Raw genomic sequence first — 20,779 nt, 5'->3', positions numbered from 1 at the left:
CGTCAGATCGCTGTGACTGGCTAGGGAGGGGTTCCCTTGGGACGCGCACGCACCCCCGTCGTGAGCGGGTGGTTCACCGAGGACGGTCCGGACGGCGGCGGCTTCCGGCTGCTCGGCACCCGGTGTTCGGCCTGTACCGCGGTGTTCTTCCCGCGCGAGGACGCGTACTGCCGCAATCCGCAATGCCCCGGCGGCGGCGAGCTCGCCGAGGTGCCGCTCTCCCCCCGCGGGCGGGTGTGGTCCTTCACCGACGGGCGGTACCGGCCGCCCGCGCCGTACGTGTCCGACCCGGACGCGCCCTGGGAGCCGTACACCCTGGTCGCGGTGGAGCTCGAGGCCGAGGGGATGGTCGTGCTCGGGCAGGCGGTTCCCGGGGTCACCGTCGCCGATCTGACGGTCGGGATGGAGGTCGAGGTGGTCGGCGGCGTGCTGAACGAGGACGCGGACACCGGGACCGTCTGGACCACCTGGCGGTTCCGGCCGACGGGAGGCACCGCATGAGCGCCGACATCGCCGTCCTCGGGGTCGGGATGCACCCCTGGGGCAAGTGGGGCCGCAGCTTCGTCGAGTACGGGCGGGCCGCGGCCCGGACCGCGCTCGCCGACGCCGGGCTGGCATGGGCCGACGTCCGGTCGATCGTCGGCGCCGACACCGTGCGCTCCGGCTACCCGGGCTATGTGGCCGGTGCGACCTTCGCGCAGGCCCTCGGCTGGCAGGGCGCGCGGGTGACCAGCGTGTACGCGGCCTGTGCCTCCGGGGCCCAGGCCATCGGGGCGGCGCGGGCGCAGATCCTGGCCGGGCTGGCCGACGTCGTCCTGGTGGTCGGCGCGGACGCGGCGCCCAAGGGGTTCTTCGCCCCCGCCGGCGGGGACCGGCCGGACGATCCGGACTGGCTGCGGTTCCGCGTGCTCGGCGCCACGAACCCGGCGTACTTCGCCCTGTACGCGCGCCGCCGGATGGCCGTGTACGGGGACACGCTCGAGGACTTCGCGCAGGTGAAGGTCAAGAACGCCGCGGCCGGCGCCCTCAACCCGCACGCCCGCTACCGCAAGCCGGTCACGGCCGACGAGGTCGCGCAGTCGGCGGTCGTCGCCGATCCGCTGCGGCTGCTCGACATCTGCGCCACCTCGGACGGGGGCGCGGCGCTGGTGCTGAGCAGCATGGACTTCGCGCGCTCGCGGGGGGTCGCCGATCCGGTGCGGATCCGGGCGGTGTCGACGGTGACGCCGACGTATCCCCGTACGGTCCTCGACCTCCCGGACATGGCCACCGACTCGGTGACCGCCGTACGGCCGGCGCCGGGCTCGTTCCGGGCGTCGATCGCCCGTGCCGCGTACGAGGAGGCCGGGCTCGGGCCCGGGGACCTCTCGCTCGCCGAGGTGTACGACCTCTCCACCGCCCTGGAACTGGAGTGGTACGAGGACATCGGCCTGTGCGCCGAGGGCGAGGGGGCCAAGCTCGTGAGGGAGGGCGCGACGGCGCTCGGCGGGCGGGTGCCGGTGAACGCCAGCGGCGGGCTGGCCTCCTTCGGGGAGGCTGTGCCGGCGCAGGCCATCGCCCAGGTGTGCGAGCTGACCTGGCAGTTGCGCGGTACGGCCGGGGACCGGCAGGTACCGGGGGCCCGGGCGGGGATCACCGCGAACCAGGGGCTGTTCGGGCACGGATCGGCCGTCGTCGCGGTGCGGTGACGAAGCAGGCGGAGGTGACGCCGACGGCTACGCCGCGGTGACGTCGGCGGCCGGGCCCGGACCCTGAACAGGGGCTGTTGTCCGACCGCTTGACGGTTCCCGGCGGCAGGTTCACACTCGCTCCACAGTCCCGCGCCGCGTACGACGCCGCGACCGGGGCCCTCCGTCCCCCCATGAGAGCTGCGGCCCGTACCCCAGTCGGCGGGGGTACGGGCCGCCTCCCTGCGCGCGCGGCCCTCGGGGCGCGGCGCCGGCCGGATCCTGGGCGGCGGAGGTCCGGGCGACCGGTTCCGGGCGGTCAGCTCCCGGCGGTCAGGCTCCGGCGCCGGGCCCGCGCCAGTGACATCGCGTGTTCCACGACCCCGACCAGCACGTCCTTCACGGACTCCCGGTCCCGCGCGTCGCACAGCAGCACCGGCACCTCGTGATCGAGGTCGAGCGCCTCCCGTACGGTCACCACCGGATGGCGTTCGGCCCCGTCGAAGCAGTTGACGGCCACCACGAACGGGATCCCCCGCCGCTCGAAGTAGTCGACGGCGGCGAAGCAGTCGGCGAGGCGGCGGGTGTCGGCGAGGACCACGGCGCCGAGCGAGCCCTGGGCCAGCTCGTCCCAGAGGAACCAGAAGCGGTCCTGTCCGGGCGTGCCGAACAGGTACAGGACGAGGTCCTCGCGCAGGGTGATGCGCCCGAAGTCCATCGCCACGGTGGTGGTGGACTTGCCCTCCACTCCCCCGGTGTCGTCGATGCCGACACCCGGCTCGGACAGCAGTTCCTCGGTCCGCAGCGGTCTGATCTCGCTCACCGCACTGACCAGGGTGGTCTTGCCCACCCCGAAGCCGCCCGCGACCAGGATCTTCAGGGTCAGCGGCTCGACCGGCGACACGGCATGCATGGCACCGGTGCGGCTAGAGCGCCCGAAGGCCATCGATCACCTCACGCAGAATGGATTCATCGGGCAGTTCGGCCGGCGGTACCGGCCGGGTCACATGGACCAGTTCATCGTCGGCCAGGTCCCCGATCAGGACCCGTACGACCCCGACCGCGAGGTCGAGTTCGGCCGCGAGCTCGGCGACCGACTGCGGTCGCTCCCGGCACAGTCCGAGGATGTGGGCGTGTTCGGGGGACAGGGTCATGTCCCAGACCGGATCGTCGGCCGCCGGTTCGGCGACGACGAGCGCGATCAGGTCGAGCCGGTGCTGGCCGGCGTGGCTGGTCCGGCCGCGGGTCATGGCGTACGGGCGGACGACGGGGCCCGCTTCGTCGTCGAACCAGTGCGGGTGGGCGGGCTCCTGCGGTGCCCCGGGCGTGCCGGGGGCGCCCGCGGGGTGGTCCGGGCGGTGGTCCGGGCGGTGCCGGCCTGGATCGCTCATACCGTCCGCCTCACCCTCCGGCTGGCAGCCCGGAGCGGGGAGCGGTCGCCAGGTGGTCGCCTACCCGCTTGACCATGAGGGTCATCTCGTACGCGACCTGCCCGACGTCGGAGTCGGCGTCGGAGAGCACGGCCAGGCAGCTGCCGTCGCCGGCGGCCATGACGAAGAGGAAGGCCTCGTCCAGCTCGACGACGGTCTGGCGGACGCTGCCGGACTCGAAGTGGCGGCCGACGCCCTTGGCCAGGCTGTGGAAGCCGGAGGCCACGGCGGCGAGGTGCTCGCTGTCCTCGCGGGTCAGGTCCTTGGAGCTGCCGGTGGGCAGGCCGTCGCCGGAGAGGACCACCGCCTTGCGGATGCTGCCGACCCGGTCGACGAGCTCGTCGAGGAGCCAGTTGAGCGGACCGGAGCCGCGGCCCCGGGTGTCGTTGCCGGTCTGCGGTGCGGTCATCGACCGTTCCCCTCGTTCTCGGATCCGGGACCGGTGGCGGCGGAAGTGCCTGCGCCGGTCCCGGACTGCTGCTGTGCCTGCTGCTGGCGGCCCGCCGTCCAGCCCCGCTGGAGCGCGGTCATGCGCGTACGTACGTCTTCCGCGTCGCGGTGGACCACGGGGTCCGCGGCGGCTTCGGCGGGTGCGGGGGCCGGGGTGTTCTTCAGCTGGGGCGCCAGGCTGGCCTGGCGGACGCGCTTGGGCAGCCCGCCCGCGCCCTTGTCGGGGGCGCCGCCGGGCTGGGCGGCACCGGGCGCGGCCGCGCCGGGGCGGCCGCCCGGCTCCGGCTCCGGCGCGGGCTGCGGGACCGCGGACACCGGGCGGGGCTCGACGCGGCGGCCGTGCTCGGCGACCAGGGTCGGGGTGGGCCTGCGGCGCGGGAGCGGTACGGCACCCGGGGACCGCGGCCCGTCCGGGCGGGCGCTGCGGATCGCCTCGGGGCGGTGGCTGTCGAGGCGGACCGGGCCGGTGGGGGCTTGCGGCTCCCGGTCGCGGTCCCGGCCGCCCTTGCGGTCGGTGTGCGGCCGGTCGGCCGGGCGGAGCCCCAGCAGGGCGCTGCGCGGGGTGCCGTTCGGCGGGGTCTCGTCGTCGAGCGTGGCCATGGCGGGGCGGCCGACGCCGGTGACCCCGGTGGTGACCTCGTCCAGGGCGGCCGGGTCGTCGAGGCCGTCCAGCCCGAGCACGCCGAGCGGGGCCTCCAGTTCGACGGGGCCGCGCAGTTCGGGAGCCGGCAGCGGACGGCCGGCCGGGGCGCGCTCCACGGCGGCCGGGGCGGTACGGGCGAGGCCGTGGCCGTTCGCCCGGCCTCCCTTGCCGTCGCCGAGGCGCAGGCCGGTGCCGTTGGTCTCGGGGGCCTCGGTCAGCAGGGCCGCCGGAAGGAACACCACTGCGGTGGTGCCGCCGTACGGGCTGGGCTGGAGGACGACCTTGACGCCGTGGCGCTGCGCGAGGCGGCTGACGACGAACAGGCCGAGGCGGTCGGTGTCGGAGAGCTCGAACTCGGGGGTCTCGGCGAGCCGGAGGTTCGCGTCGAGCAGCGCCTCGGGGTTCATGCCGAGGCCGCGGTCGTGGATCTCGAGGGTGAAGCCGTTGGCGACGCGCTCTCCGTGCACCTGGACGGCGGTGTGCGGCGGGGAGAACACGGTGGCGTTCTCGAGGAGCTCGGCGACGAGGTGGGTGACGTCGGCGACGGCGGGGCCGGCGATGCCGAGCCGCGGCAGCCTGCGCACCTCGATGCGCTCGTAGTCCTCGACCTCGGCGACGGCGGCCCGTACGACGTCCATGAGCTGGACGGGCTTGCGCCACTGACGGGAGGGGGCGGCGCCGGAGAGGATCACGAGGCCCTCTGCGTGGCGGCGCATGCGGGTGGTCATGTGGTCGAGGCGGAAGAGGTCGGCGAGCTCCTCGGCGTCCTCGGTGCGCCGCTCCATGGTGTCGAGCAGGGTCAGCTGGCGGTGCAGCAGGACCTGGTTGCGGCGGGCGAGGTTGACGAACACCTCGGAGACGCCCCGGCGGAGCTCGGCCTGCTTGACGGCGGCCTCGACGGCGGCGCGCTGGAGGGTGTTGAGGGCCTGGCCGACCTGGCCGACCTCGTCCTTCTCGTACTCCAGGCGCGGGGCCTCGGTCTCGACGTCCACGTGTTCGCCGGCGGCGAGGCGGCGCATCACGGCGGGCAGCCGGACGCCGGAAACCTCGTGGGCCTCCTTGCGGAGCCGGGACAGGTCGCGGACGAGGTCGCGGCCGATGCGCACGGAGAGGACGACGGAGACGACGAGGGCGATGAAGCCGAGTACTCCGGCGATGGCCGCCTGGACCAGGACGTCCATGGCGACGGGTTCGACGCGCTTCTGGTAGCGGTCGCCGGCTGCGGTGCCCATGGTGGCGAGGTCGTCGAGGACCTTGTTCGCGGCCTCGTCCCACTGGGCGGCGGTGATGCGCGGGTTCTTGCCGGCGCCGCCGCTCAGGAACCGCTCCTCGGCGTCGCGCAGCGGCTTGGTGTCGGGGTTGCTCCAGTACTGCTCGAACAGCTCTCGGTCGTCGGCCGGGAGGATCGCGAGGTTGAACTCGTAGAGCAGGGTGCGGTTGGCGGCGAAATCGGAGACGTGCCGGATGTCCGCGGCGCTGACGTTGCGGGCGGCGAGGGCGGCGGCGATGACCGCGTCCTCGCGGGAGAGCGTCTCGCGGGCGCGGGTGATGCCGACGAGGGCGCGGCCCTGCTTGTCCATCTCCACGTTCTCGAGCGCGTGGAGGTTCATGAGGAACTCGTAGCAGGGGTCGACGAGCCGGCTGTAGAGCTCCAGCGCCTGGCTCGGGTCGAGGGTGTTCTGGTCGACGGAGCGGCGCAGTGCGCCGATGCCGCGGAAGGCGTCGAGGATGGAGTCGAGGCGCTGGGCTGCCGCCGGGGCCAGCTCGTCGGCGACCTCGGGGTCCTTGGCGTTCCGGCCGATCCGGTCGACGAGCTCGTCGGTGGCGGCGCGGCGCTTGGCGAGTTCGGCGGTGGCGGTGGAGGCGCGGGGGTCGCCGAGGACGACGAGGGTCTGGCGGCGTTCCTTCTGGATGACGCGGACGACGTCCTCGACGGGGTAGCCGACCTTGTCGATGACGTAGGCGACGTCGAGGAGCTGGACGGCCTGGCGGCCGGTGATCACGGTCGCGAAGCCCCAGAGGGCGGTGAGGGAGATGAGCGGCACAAGGAGCAACGCCACGATCTTCCGGCGGATGGACTTCCCGCGAAAGCGCATGGCCTCCCCAGCCTCCCCCAGCTCAACCCCGTTGTCGGGGGTCGGTGTTCCGTCATTTAAACGGCGTGAGCCTACTACTGCCGGGGAGCGGCTTCGAAGGCGTGTCCGGACGTTTTCGGCCGGACGCCCGGGCATAGATCACGAGTTGTCCGACACATCCGGTCAAGACCGGCCCGTTATGTGGCAGATGACACTTGGTGGGGTGTGAGTTCCCGCAACCGGATGGATGGCTGGAATTCTTCGTTCCGGGATGGGCAGGTGCTGGGAAGGAGTCCGGGATACGGGAATCTCCCGGCGACGTCGAACGTCTACCTGTTCGAGGGGATTCGTCGGGGTGGGAGCGTGCGATGAGGATCTACGAGGACACCGGCGCGGCGGTGGGCGCGCCGGGGCGGTCACTGTGGGAGGAAGAGCCGGCCCGGCGGCGCAGGCTGCCGGACCCGGTGCGGGACTCGGCGGTGCGGGCGGTGCTGATCGTGGCCGTCACGCTGACCGGGGCGACGGTCGCTTTCTTCCTCATGCTCACCGGCTCATGGCTGGCCCTGCCGATGGGGATCGGCGCGATAGCCGGGACGGTCGTGGCCACCTGGGGCGTGCTGGACGTGCTGATCACCCGGCAGATGTGGAACCAGCGGTACGGGGTGGTGTCGGAGCCGAGCAGCACGGCGCGGGACCGTCGGCGCGAGCGGCGCCGGGCCCGCCGGGAGGCGAGCGCCGAGGCGGACCGAATACGGCTGCGGGGCGGCGCGGGCGCGGGCGCCCGGCCTGCTGTCTGGCCGCCTCCGGGCGCGGACAGGCGCTACCAGGCGAGCTCGGGCCGGGGCTGACCCGTACGGGGCCCTGCGGTCGCTCGGAAGGGGCGGTGGGAGCCCGGGCGCGGACCGGCGGGCCGGGTCCGCGTACGGCCGGTCCGCCGGGGACTCCCGGGGCTGCGGTCAGGAACCGACCGTGGAGCGGCGGAACATGCGGGTCGCCGTGATCTCGCCGTGGATGGTCTCCTCCTCCGGGGACTGCTGGGGCAGGCCCGGGCGCAGGTGCTCCTCGACGCTGATGTACTTCAGGCCCGCCCGCAGGTCCGCGTCGTTGCGCAGCCGGATGACCAGCGGGAACTCGGCGAGGGCCGTGGTGTCGAACAGGCCGGTCGTGTAGAGCAGCTGGACGCCGAGCGCGTCGGACACGGCCCGCTGGAGTTCCAGCAGGTACGTGGCGTTCGCGCGCCCGATCGGGTTGTCGAGGAACAGCGTGCCCGCGTGGCGGTGCTTGTCGCGGCCGCGGTCGTTGCTGCGCAGCGCCGCCATCGTGCAGTAGAGCGCGATCGCGGCGGTCAGCAGCTGGCCGCCGGAGAAGACGTCGCCCATCTGCCCGACCGGTACACGCTCGGCGCGCAGCACCGCGTCCGGCTTGAGGATCTCGACCGAGATGCCCTTGGGTTCCAGGGCCGCCTGGACTCCGCGCAGCAGCAGGGACATGCCGTCGCGGCGGCCCTCGCCGAAGGAGGCGCTGCTGTTCTTCTTCACGGCCGCGCGGGTGGCCTCGTCGATGACCTCGCCGAGGCGCTCCGTGAGGGTGGCCTGGTCCGGCTCCTCGAAGCGGATGCGCAGGAACTCCTGGCCCGACCACTCCCCCAGCCCTTCGGGGAGCTGGGAGAGCCGCTGGGCGGAGCGCAGGGTGGCCAGGGCGGACTCCACCAGCCCGCGCAGCCGGTCGACGATGCTGTCGCGGTTGCGCTCCAGCTGGGCCAGCTCGTCGGTGAGGACGCGCAGCCGGGGCGCGAAGGCCGCGGCCCAGGCCGCGGCGTGCTCGGGCAGGGCGGAGGCGGGCAGTTCGCGGATCTGCTGGCGCGCGGGCGTGCGTACCTGCTCGTAGCGGTTGGCGTTGGCGTGGCGGACCAGGATGTCGCTCGCCTCGCGCACCGCCGACTCGGCGGCCGAGAGGTCGGCCGCGCAGCCGCGCAGGGAGCGGCGTGCCTCGGCGGCGGACTGCCGGGCCTCCTCCAGCGTGCCCGGGTGGGCCGCCGGCTCCTGCTCGTCGTCCTGGTGGGTGTGGTCGCGCAGCAGGTCCCGCAGCATCGCCGCGGTCTCGTCGAAGCCTCCGGCGCCGTCCTCGGCGGTGCGGTGGGCGCGCAGCAGGTCGGCGTGGGCGGCCCGGGCGGTCTCCACGGCCGCGGTGAGCGCGGCGAGCTGGGCGGTGGCGGTGCGCAGGAAGGCCTGGGCCTGTTCGACGTCGCCGGGGATCAGCTCCTCGGGCAGGTCGGTGTGCGCCTCGCCCTCGGTGGGGGCGTGCCGTTCGGCCTCGCCGCGGAGCCGGCCGAGCTGCTCGCTGGCGACCTGCGCGCGGGTCTCCAGCATCTGCACGAGGGACTCGGCGCGGGCTGCGGCCGCCTGGCGGGAGGGCCCGTCGGCGCCGTCGGTGCCTTCGAGGAGCTGGGCGGCGCGGGTGCGGACCTTGTTGGTGAGCCGGTCGAGCTCGGCGAGGGCGGCGCTCTCGTCGCTCTCGGCGCGGGCCTGCTCGGCGCGCAGATCGGCGCCGACGCCGACCTTCTCGTACAGCTGGGAGGCGGCTCGGTAAGCCTCTCGGAGGTCGGGCAGCGGAGCCTTGGGCGTGGCGTCGTCCTCGGGGAGCGACTCGGGGGCGCCGGCGATCTCGGCACGCTCGGCGCGCAGCGCGCGGGCGGTACGGCGGGCGTCGTCGGCGGCGCGCTGGGCTGCGCGGCGGTCCTCGTCGGCGGCGCGGGCCCGGTCCAGGCAGACGTCGGCGCGGGCCTCGGACTCGGCGGCCTCGTCGGCGAGTTCGCGGACCTTGGCCTGCCAGCCGGCGCGCTCGCGCAGGCGGAAGGCGAGCCCTGCGAGGGCGTCGGCGGCGCGGCGGGCCCGCTGGGCGGTCTCTTGCCGCTCGTCGCGGACGCGGGCGGCGTCGGCGGCGGCCTCGTCGGCTTCGGCGCGTACCGTACGGGCCTCCGCCAGCTCGGCGTCGGCCTCCTCGGCGAACGCACGGGCGGCCTCGGCCTGCTGCGCCAGCTCGGCGAGGCGGCCGGGCGGGCAGCCGGTGCGCCAGGAGGCGAGGCGGGCAGCGAGCTCGCGGTCCCCGGCGAGGCGGGCGGCCAGGTCGCGGATCTCGGTGTCGCGGGCGGTGGCGCGGGTGCGGAGCGCCTGGCGCTCCTCGTCGGCGGCGTGCTCGTCGTGCATGGCCGGGTTCGGCGGTACGAGGAAGACCCCGGTGTCGCTCTCCGCCGCGGGCGGTACGGGCGCCAGCAGGGCGGCGGCCGTACCGACTGCGACGGTGGAGCGGGGCAGCAGGGCGGCGCCGGAGAGGACCTCGCGGGCCCGGGAGTGGGTGTCGGGGTCGGTGATGACGACGCCGTCGACGAGCTCGGGGCGGGCGGCGAGGACTGCGGCGTGGTCGGCGGGGTCCACGGACTGCGCGAGGTAGCGCCAGCCGGGCAGGGCCGGGATGCCGTGTTCGCCGAGGTACTCGACGGTGGCGAGGACGTCCGGGCCGGGCGGCAGTAGTCCGCCGTCACCGAGCGCGCCGAGGATGCGGGCGTCGTCGGCGGCGGCGGTGCGCAGCTCGAACAACTGGCGCTCGGCCACCCCGACTCCGCGGGTGAGCATCTCGCGCAGCTCGTCGGCGTTCCGGTCGAGGTCGGCGACCGTGAGCCCACCGCCTGCATCGGCCGCCGCGGCGGAGGCCGGGATGCCGGACCCGGTGGCCGGGCCGGCCGCGGTGTGGCCGGCCGGGGCGCCGGAGCCGGTGGCTGCCGTCGAGCCGGTCGGCGGGCCGGGTTCGGCGGGGGTGCCCGTACGGGGGTGCGGGAGGAAGGTTCCCGGGACCGGCGGGAGGCCCAGGAGCTCCGCCAGGCGGGGGGAGGCGGCGAGGGAGGCCGCCGCCCGGTACTCGGCGTCGTGCATGGCCTCGGCCGCATCGGCGGCGTCCGCGGCCCGCGCGGCCGTGAGTTCGGCGCGGGACTCCGCGGCGGCCGTCTCGCGGGCGGCTTCGGCGCAGGTGCGAGCCGCCTCCCGGGACTCGTCCCAGGCGGCCACGGCGGTCTTCTCGGCGTCGCTGGCGGCGAGGGCCGCGCGGGCGGGGTCCGCGTCGGGCGCCGAGTCGTCGAGCCAGCCGGCCCGGACGGCCTCGGCGGTCTCCTGCTGGACCTCGGCGAGCCGGGCCCGCAGGTGTTCGGCCTCGCTGCGGGCGCGCTGGGCTGCGGTGGCGGCGGCGGTGGCATCGCGGTGGGCGGCCTCGCCCGCCTCCTGGAGGCCGGCGGACCGCTCCTCCTCCTCGTTGGCGACCCGCTCCCCGTCCTCGGCGGCGGTGTGCAGGGCCCGTACGAGCGCGGCGGCGGCCGTGGCGCGGGCGGCCAGCGCCGGGGCGGCGTCCCGCTCGGCCTCCAGGATCGCGGCGGCGACCCGCGCGGAGCGGTCGGACGCGGCGCGGTGGCGCAGCACGATCTCGGCGGCCTGCCAGGCGGAGTGCAGGGTGCGGGCTTCGAGGAGCTCGCGGCGCTGGGCCGCGGCGGCCTTGTCCGCGACGGTCAGCGCCAGCGAAGCGTGCCGGTAGGCGAGTTCGGCGGAGACGGCGGCGCTGCGGGAGCGAGCGGACTCGGCGGAGGTGACCCCGTGGGCGGCGCCGGTGACCCGCTCGGCGAGGTCGGCGGCGCGGCCGCGCTCCTCGGCGGCGCGGGCGGACAGCCGCCGGGCGAGGGTGCGCGTACGGCGCTCGGCGCCCGCGTGGACGTCGCGGAGCCGGGAGCGGGTCTCGGCGGCCTCGACGATCTTGGTGAGCAGGTCCACCGAGCCGGCGGTGAAGTCCCGTTCGGCCATCAGCTCGGCGCGGCGGCCGAGCTTGTTGCCGAAGCCGTGGACCAGGTCGGCGAGGCCGTCGGTGTCGCGGGTGTCGGTGACCGCGCGCAGCAGGAGGTCGGTGAAGTCGGAGTCCTTCTTGACCGCGAAGAGGCCGGCGGCCTCGCCCTCGTCGGCGTTCATCTCGCGCTGGTAGCGGAAGAGTTCGGGGTCGAGGCCGAGTTCGGTGAGGTGCTCGTTCCAGCGGTCGTGGATCTCCTCGAAGTACACCTCGAGGTGCGGGTACGCCTTGCCGGCCTCGGTGAGGGCGTCGCGGAAGCCCTTCATCGTGCGGCGCCGGCCCTGGGCACCGGAGGCGCCTTCGACGGGCGGGCGGACGGCGGTGGCCTCGGCGACGGGGAGGTTGTCCAGGCTCAGGCCGGGACCGGGGCGGAAGGAGTACCAGGCCTCGGCGAACTTGCGCGGATCGTTGGAGACCTGGCGGCCGCGCCACTCGCTGACCTTGCCGACGACCACGCACTCGCCGGTCTGGGTGTGCTGCCACTCCAGGGCCACGTGCCCGCAGTCGTCGGCGAGCAGGAACTTGCGCAGGACGCCGGAGCTGGCGCCGCCCAGGGTGTTGCGGTGACCGGGCAGCATCACCGAGAAGATCAACTTGAGCAGGACGGACTTGCCGCCGCCGTTCTCCAGGAAGAGCACGCCGGCGGGCGCGGGGCGGCGCGGCGGGCCGGTGGGCTCGTCCTCGAAGAACTCCGCCTGGGCGGGTGCCGGGTGGGGCACCGGCTCACCGACTCCGCGCAGGTCGAGCACGGTGTCGGCGTAGCGCGCACCGGCGGGCCCGATGGAGTAGAGGCGGATCCGGGACAGCTCGTACATGGCGGCGGACTCTCGTTGTTTCTCGGTGTGTCTCGGTACGTAGGGCAGGTCGGGCGGCGGTGCTCGGCGGCGGGACTCAGGCGTGGAAGGGCAGGCCGGCGTCGGCGGCGAGCTCCAGGTCGTCGCCCTCGGGCGGCGGGAGGAGGCTGGCGGAGCCGTCGCTGACGGGGACCACGCCGAGTTCCAGGAGCTCGGCCATGGCCGCGCTGCCCGCCATGTCGCGGACCTGGAGCTGGTAGCGGGGGGTGGTGCGGTAGGTGCCGCCTGCGTCGTCGCCGGTGCGCTGGAGGAACCCGGATTCGGTGAGGAAGGCGGCCGCCTTGCCGACGATGCCCGTGGTGGAGCCGGCGAGGCGGCGTGCGTCCTTGGTGGCGCCGGTCGCACTGCGGCGGGCGTAGACGCGCCAGGCGGCTTCGAGGCCGGGGGCGTCGGTGGCCGGGTCGGTGTTCTCGCCGAGCTCCTCGGCGCGCTCCTCGAGGCGGCGACAGGTCTGCCGGACGAACGCGTCGACGCCGTTGACGGTGACGCGGCCGATGTAGCCGTCGTCGGCGAGGTCCTCTGGGCGGGGGAAGGCGAGGGCGGCGACGGCGAGGTGGGCGAGGCCGTGCAGGAACCGGTCGGCGGAGTCGGCGGCGGTGCGGCGGGCGTAGTCGCCCATCCGGACGGCGAAGACCGAGTCCTCGCCGGCGGCGACGGCCATGCCGGCGCGTGGGGACACCTCCAGGACGACGAGGCCGAGGCCGGTGGCGACGGCGTCGGCGAGGCGGCCGAAGGCCGGGTCCTCGCGGTAGCGGCGGAGCAGCTCCGCGTACTCGGCGTCACGGGCGGGGAGCAGCTTGGGCTGCAGCCCGAAGGCGACGAGCCGGGCCGCGTCCGCGGCGTCGGCGGGGGTGACGGACCCTCCGGGGGCGGGCGCGACGGGAGCCGACGGCGCGTCGGGCTCGCTCCACGCGGGGTTCTCGGCGTGGTGGTCGCTCACGGGTGGGTCTCCTCGGCGGTACGGGTGGTCATGGTGGTGCGGGTGACGGCCGCGGGGTCGGGCCGACGTTCGGGCCCCGCCCCGGTGGACGGTGCGGAACGGGCCCGCGCGGGCGCGGCCCGCAGGGCTCCGAGCGGAGCGAAGGCCCCGACAGCGGCACGCGGCTGCGGCGGGGCCGCCGCGGGCGCGTGGCGGTGCGCCGCCGGGGCGGCGGCAACTGCGGGCGCGTGCCCGCGGGCAGCCGGGGGCGCTTTCCGCCCGGCTCGGCCGGTGGCGGTGTTCACGCCGCCTCCGTGCGGTCCGCCGTCATCGCGGCCGCGTCCAGGAGGGCCGTGCCGACGATCAGGTCCGCGCCGCCGAACTCGGGGTCGTCGAGCTCCGTGCCGTCGTCCACCGCGAAGAGCAGCCGCTCCTCGCCCTGGCGGTACGCGGTGCCGACGGCCGGGCTCGCCGCGTGGACGGCCAGCAGGGCCACCAGGTACGGCAGGTCCGGGTCGCTGCGCCGGGCCTCGGCGAGCAGGCCCGACAGGCGGCGCGGGGCGTCGTGCGGCAGGTCCAGGAGTTCCATCGCGGCGGCGAGCTGCTCCTCGCTGAAGCGGCTGTCGTCCGGGGTCGCGATGAGGTCCGGCTCCGGCATCTCCGCGCCGAGGTGCTCGCGCTCCACCGGCGGCGTCAGCAGGATCTCGACGAGGTCGGCGACGCGCACGGAGACGGGCGTGCGCAGACCCGCGCCCGCGGCGAAGAAGGCGTCGGTGACCCGCCCGGCCTGCGCGACCGGCAGCGGCAGGACCGGTGCGACGAGCTGCCCGTACAGGTCGATCCCGGAGCGCGGCGCCGGGGCCGCGAAGGCCTGGCGGTCCTGCTCGGCGCGGAACAGCGGGCCCGCGTCCAGCAGCCTCGACTGGAGCTGGGTGTGGCGGCGGATGCAGTCCTTGACGATGTCGACGAGCTCGGCGGCGCGCCGCTTGTTCTCCGGCTCCTCGGCCTCGTCGCGCGCCCTGCGGATGTTCGTCAGGATCGCGTTCTCGTGCCGGTAGCGGTCGGCGACGTGGTCGAGGGCCTCCTCGATCATGTCGGGCACGGACTGGAGCCAGTCCACCGCCCGGACGTTGCGCCGGGTCGCGTCCAGGGTGCGGCGCAGGGTCTCCGCGTACTGGACCGTGCGGTACCGGGCCTGCTCGGCGGCGAGCTGGGCATCGGCCAGCCGGCCCCGGCTGATCAGGACCTCCAGCTTCACCTCGGCCGCGATCTGCGCGCTGGTGACGTCCGTGTCGAGGGCGCCGACCAGCACGTTGACGGCCTCGTCCGTCGTACGGAGGTAGACCGCGCCGCCGTAGCCGGGGACCTCTTCGATCAGCTTGAAGTCGTAGTCCCGCCGGACGTAGACCCCGTCCGGGCCGAACGTGCCGTAGATCGCACGGAAGCCCCGGTCGACGCTGCCCACGTTGATCAGGTTCTCGAGCACCCAGCGGGCCACCCGCTCGTGCTCGGCGGCCGGGCGGTGCGGTGCCTGCGCGGCGATGCGCGGCAGCAGCCGGGCCACTATCTGCTCGTGGTCGGCGCCGGTGTCGAAGTCCATGTTGAGCGTGACCAGGTCGATCGCGGCGAGCGCGACCTCCGCCATCGCGTAGATCCCGTACTCGCCGGCGAGATTGGCCTTGCGTACGTCGAGGTCGTGCAGCGGGGCGGTGCAGGCGAGCGCGCGCAGCCGCCGGGCCAGGCCCTCGTCGGCGGCCGGGCCCGGCGCCGGGGACGGAAGGGTCTTCGCCGGGGCAGGGAGAGTCACGGACAAAGACTAGGCGCTGATACGGACAACATCCCAAACGGCATGGTTCGGCCGGATCGGTCCCGGGCGCGCGCGGACACTCCGCCGTACGGGCCACCGAACGCGCGGCCGAAGCCGTCACCGCCGTGCGGGCGCTGTTCTACGCTCACCGCATGGCTGCCATGATCACACCTCTGATCACACCTCTGATCGACCTCAACGCCGATCTCGGCGAGGGCTTCGGGCGCTGGACGCTGACCGACGACGAGGCCCTGCTGTCCGTCGTCACCAGCGCCAACGTGGCCTGCGGTTTCCACGCCGGGGACCCGTCCATCATGCGCCGGGTCTGCGAGCTGGCCGCGGAGCGGGGCGTACGGATCGGCGCGCAGGTCGCGTACCGCGACCTGGCGGGCTTCGGGCGGCGCTCCATGGACGTGCCCGCGGGCGAGCTGGCCGACGAGGTGGCGTACCAGATCGGGGCGCTGGAGGTCTTCGCACGGGCGGCCGGCTCCCGGGTGTCGTACGTGAAGCCGCACGGTGCGCTCTACAACCGCACGGTCCACGACGCCGACCAGGCAGGTGCCGTCGTCGCCGGGGTGCGGACGGCAGCCGGGGCCGGCGACCTGCCGGTGCTCGGCCTGCCGGGCTCGCTGCTGCTGACGGCCGCCGAGGCGGCGGGCCTCACGGCCGTACCGGAGGCGTTCGCCGACCGGGCGTACACGCCGGCCGGGACGCTCGTGCCGCGCAGCGAGCCGGGGGCGGTGCTGCACGACCCGGACGCCGTGGTCGCCCGCGCGGTCGCAATGGCGACCGAGGGCGCGGTGACGGCCCGCGACGGCTCCCGGGTCGCGCTGGAGGCGCGCTCGCTGTGCCTGCACGGGGACACTCCGGGGGCGGCACAGCTCGCCCTGCGGGTGCGCGAGGCGCTGGGCGCGGCGGGAGTCCGGGTGGAGGCCTTCGCGTGAGGCCGCTGGTGGTCGGCGGTGAGGCGCTGCTGATCGAGCTGGACTCGGCGGCGGAGGTGGCCGCGCTCCACGCGGAGCTGCTCCGGCGGCGGGACGCGGGCGAGCTGGGCGCCGTACGGGACGTCGTACCGGCCGCGCGGACCGTGCTGCTGGACGGCGTGCGCGACCCGCGCGCGCTGGCGGAGCGGATCGCGCGCTGGGAGGTGCCGCCGCTCGCGGAGACCGAGGGGCCCCTGATCAACGTCCCGGTGCGGTACGACGGGCCGGACCTGGCGGAGACGGCCCGGCTGTGGGGGGTCGAGGAGCGGGAGGTGGCGGGCATCGTCGGGGGGACGGTGTTCCGGGTGGCCTTCTGCGGGTTCGCGCCCGGCTTCGGCTACCTGACGGGGCTGCCGGAGCGCTACCACCTGCCGCGGCGGGCCACGCCCCGTACGGCCGTCCCGGCGGGCTCGCTGGCACTGGCGGGAGAGTACGCGGGGGTGTACCCGCGCTCCTCCCCCGGCGGCTGGCAGCTGATCGGGACGACGGACGCGGTCCTGTGGGATCCGGAGCGGGAACCGGCGGCGCTGTTCGCGCCGGGGGTACGCGTGCGGTTCGAGGAGGTGGCGGGGTGAGGGGCGACGCGCTGGAGGTGCTCCGGGCGGGGGCGCTGACCACGGTCCAGGACCTGGGGCGGCCCGGACATGCGCACCTGGGGGTGCCCAGGTCGGGCGCGCTGGACACGGGGGCGCACGGCCTCGCCAACCGGCTGCTGGGCAACCCGCCGGCGGCGGCCGCGCTGGAGACCACCCTGGACGGGGTCGGCCTGCGGGCGCTGGCTCCCGTGACCGTGGCGGTCACGGGAGCTCCTTGTGCGGTACGGGTGTCCGGCCGGGCGGTGGCCTGGGGAGCCCCGGTCCGGCTCCCGGCCGGGGCGGAGCTGGAGGTGGGCCGGGCGGAGTCGGGGGTGCGCAGCTACGTCGCGGTGCGGGGAGGGTTCGCCGTACCGCCGGTGCTGGGCAGTCGCTCGACGGACCTGCTGTCGGGGCTGGGGCCGGGCGTCCTGTCGGCCGGGACAGTGCTGCCGGTGGGCCCGGCCGGGCCGGATCCGGTCTGCGGGGCGGATGCACTGCGGGTGCCGGGGGCGCCGACCGAGCTGGTGCTGCCGTTGCGGCTGGGGCCGCGGGCGGACTGGTTCGAGCCCGCTTCGATCGCGGCCCTGTGGCGCGCGGAGTTCCGGGTCTCGCCGGCGTCGAACCGCATCGGACTCCGCACCGAGGCCGGGGCCCGGCTGATCCGCAGCCGCGGCGGCGAACTCCCGAGCGAGGGCATGGTGCTGGGCGCCGTGCAGGTCCCCCCGGACGGCCTGCCGGTGGTGTTCCTGGCCGACCATCCGGTGACGGGCGGCTACCCGGTCGTAGGCGTGGTCCCCCCGGGCCCGCCCCTGAACGCAGCAGCCCAGGCCAGACCGGGGGTTCCGGTGCGGTTCGTACGGGGGTAGGGGGCAGGGCGGTGGCTTCGGGGGCGGATTCCGCGCATGCGGGGTCGGGGCCAGGTCGGGGGCTTCGGGGGCGGAGTCCACGCACGCGGCGCCGGAAGCGCCGGTCCGTACGCCGGCGGCGGGGTCCACGCACGCGGCGCCGGGAGAGCCGGTCCGTACGCCGGCGGCGGAGTCCACGCACGCGGCGCCGGGAGAGCCGGTCCGTACGCCGGCGGCGGAGTCCACGCACGCGGCGCCGGGAGAGCCGGTCGGGACGTGCGGGCCGGGCCGTGCACTCGGCGACGGGAGAGCCGATCGGGACGTGCGGGCCGGGCCGTGCACTCGGCGACGGAGGGGTTGGTCGGGGGGCCACGGGGCGGGGTCTGTGGACTCGGGGTCGGGAGGGGTCCGGGGGCGTCCCGTCAGTCCACTGTCCTTCCGTGTCGTGCCGGTCCCTCAAGGGCGCTCCTCCTTCGTCGTCGCGTCGCTTCGCGATGGCCTTCGGCCACCCTTGACCGACCGGCCCGCCCCGGAAAGACAACAGACTGCCGGGAAGCCCCCTAAGGATGGCCGGGGGGTTCGGATCCGGACCGGGCCCGATCAGAGATGCCGGGCAGGGGCCCCGTCCATCCGGACCCAGCCCACCAGGACCAGCGAGCAGGGCCGGTGACGGGGCCGCGGGGAGGGGACGGCCCCCTGAAGGGCCCAAATGAAGCCCTTTTCCGGACCCAGGTGGGGTCAACCTGCACCAGACAGCGATGAGATGACGATCCGGTGAGGGGCAGGCCCGTATCGCGTCAGATCGCTACGCGCTTCTCTCTGCTGGGCGTCCGACGGCCGTCCGGGGCTGGACATAGGCCGCCAGATGCCTCCCGTGGGCGGGTTTCCGGGCGTCTGCACGCTGTTGGGGGCGAAAAGCGGGCGAGAGGGAGCCTGATGCCGGATTTCTCCACCTCTCACTCCGACAGGGCGTCTCGTGACTCTCAACTGGCGAATAAAAGGGGCAGACAACCCGCTGTCGCATGCCAGGCCGCCCTGTGCCGGTCATGAGCGGCCTATGCCCAGCCCCAGACGGCCGCCGGACGCCAAACCGGGCGGAGCGCGTAGCGATTTGGGGCGTCCACGGCCCAACCGGCACCGCAGCGTCATCTCATCGCTGTCTGGTGCAGGTTGACCCTGCATGGGCCCGGAAAGGGTGCCTATGGGCCCTTGAGGGAGGCATGGCCCTCCCGGGCGCCCATTCCGACCCCTCTCGATGCCCCTGGTGGGCTGGGTGCGGATGGACAGGGGCTGCCGGTCAGGATCTCTGATGAGCCCTCATCGGAATCCGAACCCCCCGGCCATCCTTCGGGGGCTTCCCGGCAGTCTGTTGGCATTCCGGGGCGGGCCGGTCGGTCAAGGGTGGAGCGCAGCGACATCGCGAAGCGACGCGACCGCAGGGAGCGCCCTTGAGGGACCGGCACGACACGGAAGGACAGTGGACTGACGGGACGCCCCCGGACCCCTCCCGACCCCGGTCGGCCGGAACCCCGACCCGGGTGTCCCGGCAGACCCTCCCGGCGCCGGGTCGACAGACTCTGGCCCCTGGCCCCCCGACCAACCCCTCCGCCGCCGATTACGCAGGCCGGCTGGCGTCCCGACCGGCCTCTCCGACGCGGAGTACACGGACCCCGACCCCGGCGTTCCGATCAGCTCTTCCGGCGCCGTGCAATACAGACCCCGGCTCCTGCATCCCGGCCGGCTTCTCCCGAGCCCGAGCACACGGACCTCGCGGCGCCGCCTGGGCGGAGCCTCGGTGTCCCGGGCGGCCTCCCGTCCCGAGCCGGCGGGCCCCGGCGTCCCGACGGCCCCCCGCCGACAGGGGCCCGGGGCCCGCCCCCCTGGCGGCCCGATCGGCTCTCCCGGCGCGGAGTGCGTGTCCCCCCGCCCCTCCAGCCCGCGTGCCCGCGTGCCCGCGTGCCCGGCCCCCGCCCTACACCGCCGACTCCGGCGCGATCCGGCTGCGGACCGCCGACTGGACGTCCTCTTCCTCCGCCGGGTCCGATGCCAGGCGGCGGAGCCTCGGCGCTACGCGGGCGTCCGCCGTCTCCGCGTGGTGGGCCGCTACCTCGCGGGTGGTCTCCTCGCAGTCCCAGAGGCATTCCACGGCGAAGCCGGCCGCGAAGGACGGGTCCGTGCTGGCCAGGGCGCGCGCCGCGCGCCCGCGCAGGTGGGACGAGGCCGTCTCGCGGTAGATGTGGCGCAGCACCGGTGCCGCGCAGCCGATGGAGAGCCGGCCCGCCCCGTCGACCAGGGCGAACAGCCGCTGGGCGTCCGGGCCGGAGCCGCGGACCGTGGAGCGGAGGGCGCCCAGGACGAGTCCGGTGTCCTCGGCTCCGCCCCGGCAGGCCAGGAGGGCGGCTGCGGCCGCGCCCAGTGCGTCGGGGCGGTGGACCCACTGCCGGGCCCGGTCGACGGCCGCGGGGCCGCACATGCGCTCGTAGGCGGCCACGGCGGGCTCGTCCCCGGCGGCTTCGATGAGGTCCAGTACGGCCGGGTTCTCCGGCTCGGCGAGGACCAGGTGGTGCAGGGCGGTGGCCCGGGCGGCCTCGCCGGCGGCGCCGGCAGCGGCGGCGAGGATCGCGGAGCGGTCCTCGGGTGCGGCGACGGCGGCGAGGCAGCGCGCGGCGGGCACGTGCAGCGGGGTTCCGCGGCGCAAGCCGTCGGCGGCCCAGTCGAAGACGGCCTGTACGCCCCAGCCGGGGCGGGGCCCGTTCGGGGTGAGCTGGCGCTGCCAGCGGTCGAAGGAGCCCTGCTGGCGGGCTGCGCGCAGGCGGTCGCCGTACTCGGGTGACTCTTCCCACAGACACCAGGGCCGGGGCTCGTAGGCGTCGCGGACGGCGGCGGCCAGCCGCGCCTCGCCCTCGGCGTCGGCCGGGAATCTGGCGAGCACGGGCGCGGCGAGGCCGCGCAGCCCCTCGTCGTCGTCGCGCAGGGCGAGCTCGTCGAGGGCCCAGGCCCAGTTGGCGCCGGAGGCGGCGTAGCGGCGCAGCAGCATGAGCGCGTCGTCGCGGCCGTACGAGGCCAGGTGGCCCAGTACGGACAGGGCGAGGCCGGTCCGGTGGTCCGTGTCGTCGACGAGGTCGTCGGCGCTGAAGAGGTGGCTCTCGATCTCGCCGAGGGGGCCGTCGAGATCCAGGTACAGGCGCGCGTAGTACAGCGAGCGGTTCTCGACCTGCCAGTCCTGGCGCGGATCGCTGACCACGCACTGGTTGAGGGCCACGAGGGCCTCCGTGCGGGGCGCCGCGAGGGCGTGCAGCGTGCCGTCGCCGCGGCCCCGCTGGAGGAGCCCGAGCAGGGTGCCGCTTGGCGCTATGACTGGTTCGAACATGGGAATGGCCTCAAATCAAGCTGGGGACGCAACCGGGAATCGGGATTCACAGGGCCGCGTAACAGCATGTGAGGACGTTCGCCGTCATGTTCCGCTCGATGTAGACCATTGCCTTCTCACTCTCGTCGGTGCTTCGCGACCAGGGCGGCGGTCCCCCGGTAGGTGTGGGGGTCGGACACCCGTTGTGTCCTGCCCGCTCCTGCCCGTCCGTCCTGTTCGCAAATCGAATCCGACGCCATGATGACCCAGCCGGTTTGTGCGCCGCGACCACATTTACGGC

The 20,779-nt window shown here is 75.2% G+C and carries 15 protein-coding genes; 6 read left to right on the top strand and 9 right to left on the bottom strand.

All coding sequences use genetic code 11. The annotated features are described in order from the left end of the window. Positions 1–36: 36 nt before the first annotated feature. Positions 37–501, top strand: coding sequence for a Zn-ribbon domain-containing OB-fold protein (locus ACZ5WG_RS36755; protein ID WP_468728938.1), 465 nt, complete (start codon positions 37–39; stop codon positions 499–501). Beyond that, positions 498–1,688, top strand: a complete 1,191-nt coding sequence (locus ACZ5WG_RS36750; RefSeq protein WP_468728937.1) for a lipid-transfer protein — start codon at positions 498–500, stop codon at positions 1,686–1,688. Before ACZ5WG_RS36755 ends, ACZ5WG_RS36750 begins: the two co-directional genes overlap by 4 nt. Positions 1,689–1,986: 298 nt before the next feature. Here the strand turns inward: ACZ5WG_RS36750 and ACZ5WG_RS36745 are convergent, their stop codons facing one another. Genes ACZ5WG_RS36745 through ACZ5WG_RS36730 form a run of 4 tightly spaced genes read right to left on the bottom strand, consistent with a single transcriptional unit; the run spans position 1,987 to position 6,286 of the window. Continuing rightward, a complete protein-coding gene (locus ACZ5WG_RS36745; protein ID WP_468728935.1) occupies positions 1,987–2,613 on the bottom strand; it encodes a GTP-binding protein in 627 nt (208 codons plus the stop codon). Further along, positions 2,594–3,058 carry a DUF742 domain-containing protein gene (locus ACZ5WG_RS36740; RefSeq protein WP_468728934.1) on the bottom strand — a complete coding sequence of 155 codons (465 nt, stop codon included), beginning with the start codon at positions 3,056–3,058 and terminating at the stop codon, positions 2,594–2,596. The genes ACZ5WG_RS36745 and ACZ5WG_RS36740 overlap by 20 nt, the downstream gene beginning before the upstream one ends. A 10-nt stretch (positions 3,059–3,068) precedes the next feature. Further along, on the bottom strand, positions 3,069–3,506 hold the full coding sequence (locus ACZ5WG_RS36735) for a roadblock/LC7 domain-containing protein (protein ID WP_030162639.1): 438 nt from the start codon (positions 3,504–3,506) through the stop codon (positions 3,069–3,071). Then, the gene (locus tag ACZ5WG_RS36730) at positions 3,503–6,286 is read right to left on the bottom strand and encodes a sensor histidine kinase (protein WP_468728933.1); all 2,784 of its coding nucleotides are present in this window, start codon (positions 6,284–6,286) and stop codon (positions 3,503–3,505) included. The genes ACZ5WG_RS36735 and ACZ5WG_RS36730 overlap by 4 nt, the downstream gene beginning before the upstream one ends. A 347-nt stretch (positions 6,287–6,633) precedes the next feature. On the opposite strand from ACZ5WG_RS36730, the gene ACZ5WG_RS36725 reads away from it, so the two are divergent. Then, complete coding sequence (locus ACZ5WG_RS36725; RefSeq protein ID WP_468728931.1) at positions 6,634–7,113, top strand: hypothetical protein; 480 nt, start codon at positions 6,634–6,636, stop codon at positions 7,111–7,113. A 108-nt stretch (positions 7,114–7,221) separates the two neighbouring features. Here ACZ5WG_RS36725 and ACZ5WG_RS36720 read toward each other — a convergent pair whose 3' ends face one another. From ACZ5WG_RS36720 to ACZ5WG_RS36705, 4 genes are all read right to left on the bottom strand, one after another. Beyond that, a complete protein-coding gene (locus ACZ5WG_RS36720) occupies positions 7,222–11,961 on the bottom strand; it encodes a hypothetical protein (protein WP_468728930.1) in 4,740 nt (1,579 codons plus the stop codon). Positions 11,962–12,037: 76 nt separating this feature from the next. Further along, positions 12,038–12,940 (bottom strand): hypothetical protein, encoded by a 903-nt coding sequence (locus ACZ5WG_RS36715; protein WP_468728929.1) that lies wholly within the window; start codon positions 12,938–12,940, stop codon positions 12,038–12,040. Then, positions 12,937–13,224 carry a hypothetical protein gene (locus ACZ5WG_RS36710; RefSeq protein ID WP_468728928.1) on the bottom strand — a complete coding sequence of 96 codons (288 nt, stop codon included), beginning with the start codon at positions 13,222–13,224 and terminating at the stop codon, positions 12,937–12,939. The genes ACZ5WG_RS36715 and ACZ5WG_RS36710 overlap by 4 nt, the downstream gene beginning before the upstream one ends. After that, positions 13,221–14,726, bottom strand: a complete 1,506-nt coding sequence (locus ACZ5WG_RS36705) for a hypothetical protein (RefSeq protein WP_468728927.1) — start codon at positions 14,724–14,726, stop codon at positions 13,221–13,223. The genes ACZ5WG_RS36710 and ACZ5WG_RS36705 overlap by 4 nt, the downstream gene beginning before the upstream one ends. A 185-nt stretch (positions 14,727–14,911) precedes the next feature. Between ACZ5WG_RS36705 and ACZ5WG_RS36700 the strand changes: the two genes are divergently transcribed. The 3 genes from ACZ5WG_RS36700 to ACZ5WG_RS36690 are packed head-to-tail and all read left to right on the top strand — an operon-like array spanning position 14,912 to position 17,150. Beyond that, positions 14,912–15,670, top strand: a complete 759-nt coding sequence (locus ACZ5WG_RS36700; protein WP_468728957.1) for a LamB/YcsF family protein — start codon at positions 14,912–14,914, stop codon at positions 15,668–15,670. Further along, positions 15,667–16,284 carry a 5-oxoprolinase subunit B family protein gene (locus ACZ5WG_RS36695; RefSeq protein WP_468728926.1) on the top strand — a complete coding sequence of 206 codons (618 nt, stop codon included), beginning with the start codon at positions 15,667–15,669 and terminating at the stop codon, positions 16,282–16,284. Before ACZ5WG_RS36700 ends, ACZ5WG_RS36695 begins: the two co-directional genes overlap by 4 nt. Beyond that, on the top strand, positions 16,281–17,150 hold the full coding sequence (locus ACZ5WG_RS36690) for a 5-oxoprolinase subunit C family protein (RefSeq protein WP_468728924.1): 870 nt from the start codon (positions 16,281–16,283) through the stop codon (positions 17,148–17,150). The genes ACZ5WG_RS36695 and ACZ5WG_RS36690 overlap by 4 nt, the downstream gene beginning before the upstream one ends. A gap of 1,951 nt (positions 17,151–19,101) precedes the next feature. Here the strand turns inward: ACZ5WG_RS36690 and ACZ5WG_RS36685 are convergent. Then, positions 19,102–20,499 (bottom strand): HEAT repeat domain-containing protein, encoded by a 1,398-nt coding sequence (locus tag ACZ5WG_RS36685; protein ID WP_468728923.1) that lies wholly within the window; start codon positions 20,497–20,499, stop codon positions 19,102–19,104. Positions 20,500–20,779: the final 280 nt, after the last annotated feature.

Source organism: Streptomyces sp. NPDC032745, assembly GCF_055579465.1.
The sequence above is the reverse complement of the archived record's forward strand: the minus strand, read 5'-3'. Positions and strand labels throughout refer to the sequence as shown.

What these genes read in the sequence shown, in the direction of transcription:
- ACZ5WG_RS36750 (WP_468728937.1), top strand. Translation starts at nt 498, where the DNA reads ATGAGCGCCGACATCGCCGTCCTCGGGGTCGGGATGCACCCCTGGGGC.
- ACZ5WG_RS36745 (WP_468728935.1), bottom strand. Translation starts at nt 2,613, where the DNA reads ATGGCCTTCGGGCGCTCTAGCCGCACCGGTGCCATGCATGCCGTGTCG.
- ACZ5WG_RS36740 (WP_468728934.1), bottom strand. Translation starts at nt 3,058, where the DNA reads ATGAGCGATCCAGGCCGGCACCGCCCGGACCACCGCCCGGACCACCCC.
- ACZ5WG_RS36735 (WP_030162639.1), bottom strand. Translation starts at nt 3,506, where the DNA reads ATGACCGCACCGCAGACCGGCAACGACACCCGGGGCCGCGGCTCCGGT.
- ACZ5WG_RS36730 (WP_468728933.1), bottom strand. Translation starts at nt 6,286, where the DNA reads ATGCGCTTTCGCGGGAAGTCCATCCGCCGGAAGATCGTGGCGTTGCTC.
- ACZ5WG_RS36725 (WP_468728931.1), top strand. Translation starts at nt 6,634, where the DNA reads ATGAGGATCTACGAGGACACCGGCGCGGCGGTGGGCGCGCCGGGGCGG.
- ACZ5WG_RS36720 (WP_468728930.1), bottom strand. Translation starts at nt 11,961, where the DNA reads ATGTACGAGCTGTCCCGGATCCGCCTCTACTCCATCGGGCCCGCCGGT.
- ACZ5WG_RS36685 (WP_468728923.1), bottom strand. Translation starts at nt 20,499, where the DNA reads ATGTTCGAACCAGTCATAGCGCCAAGCGGCACCCTGCTCGGGCTCCTC.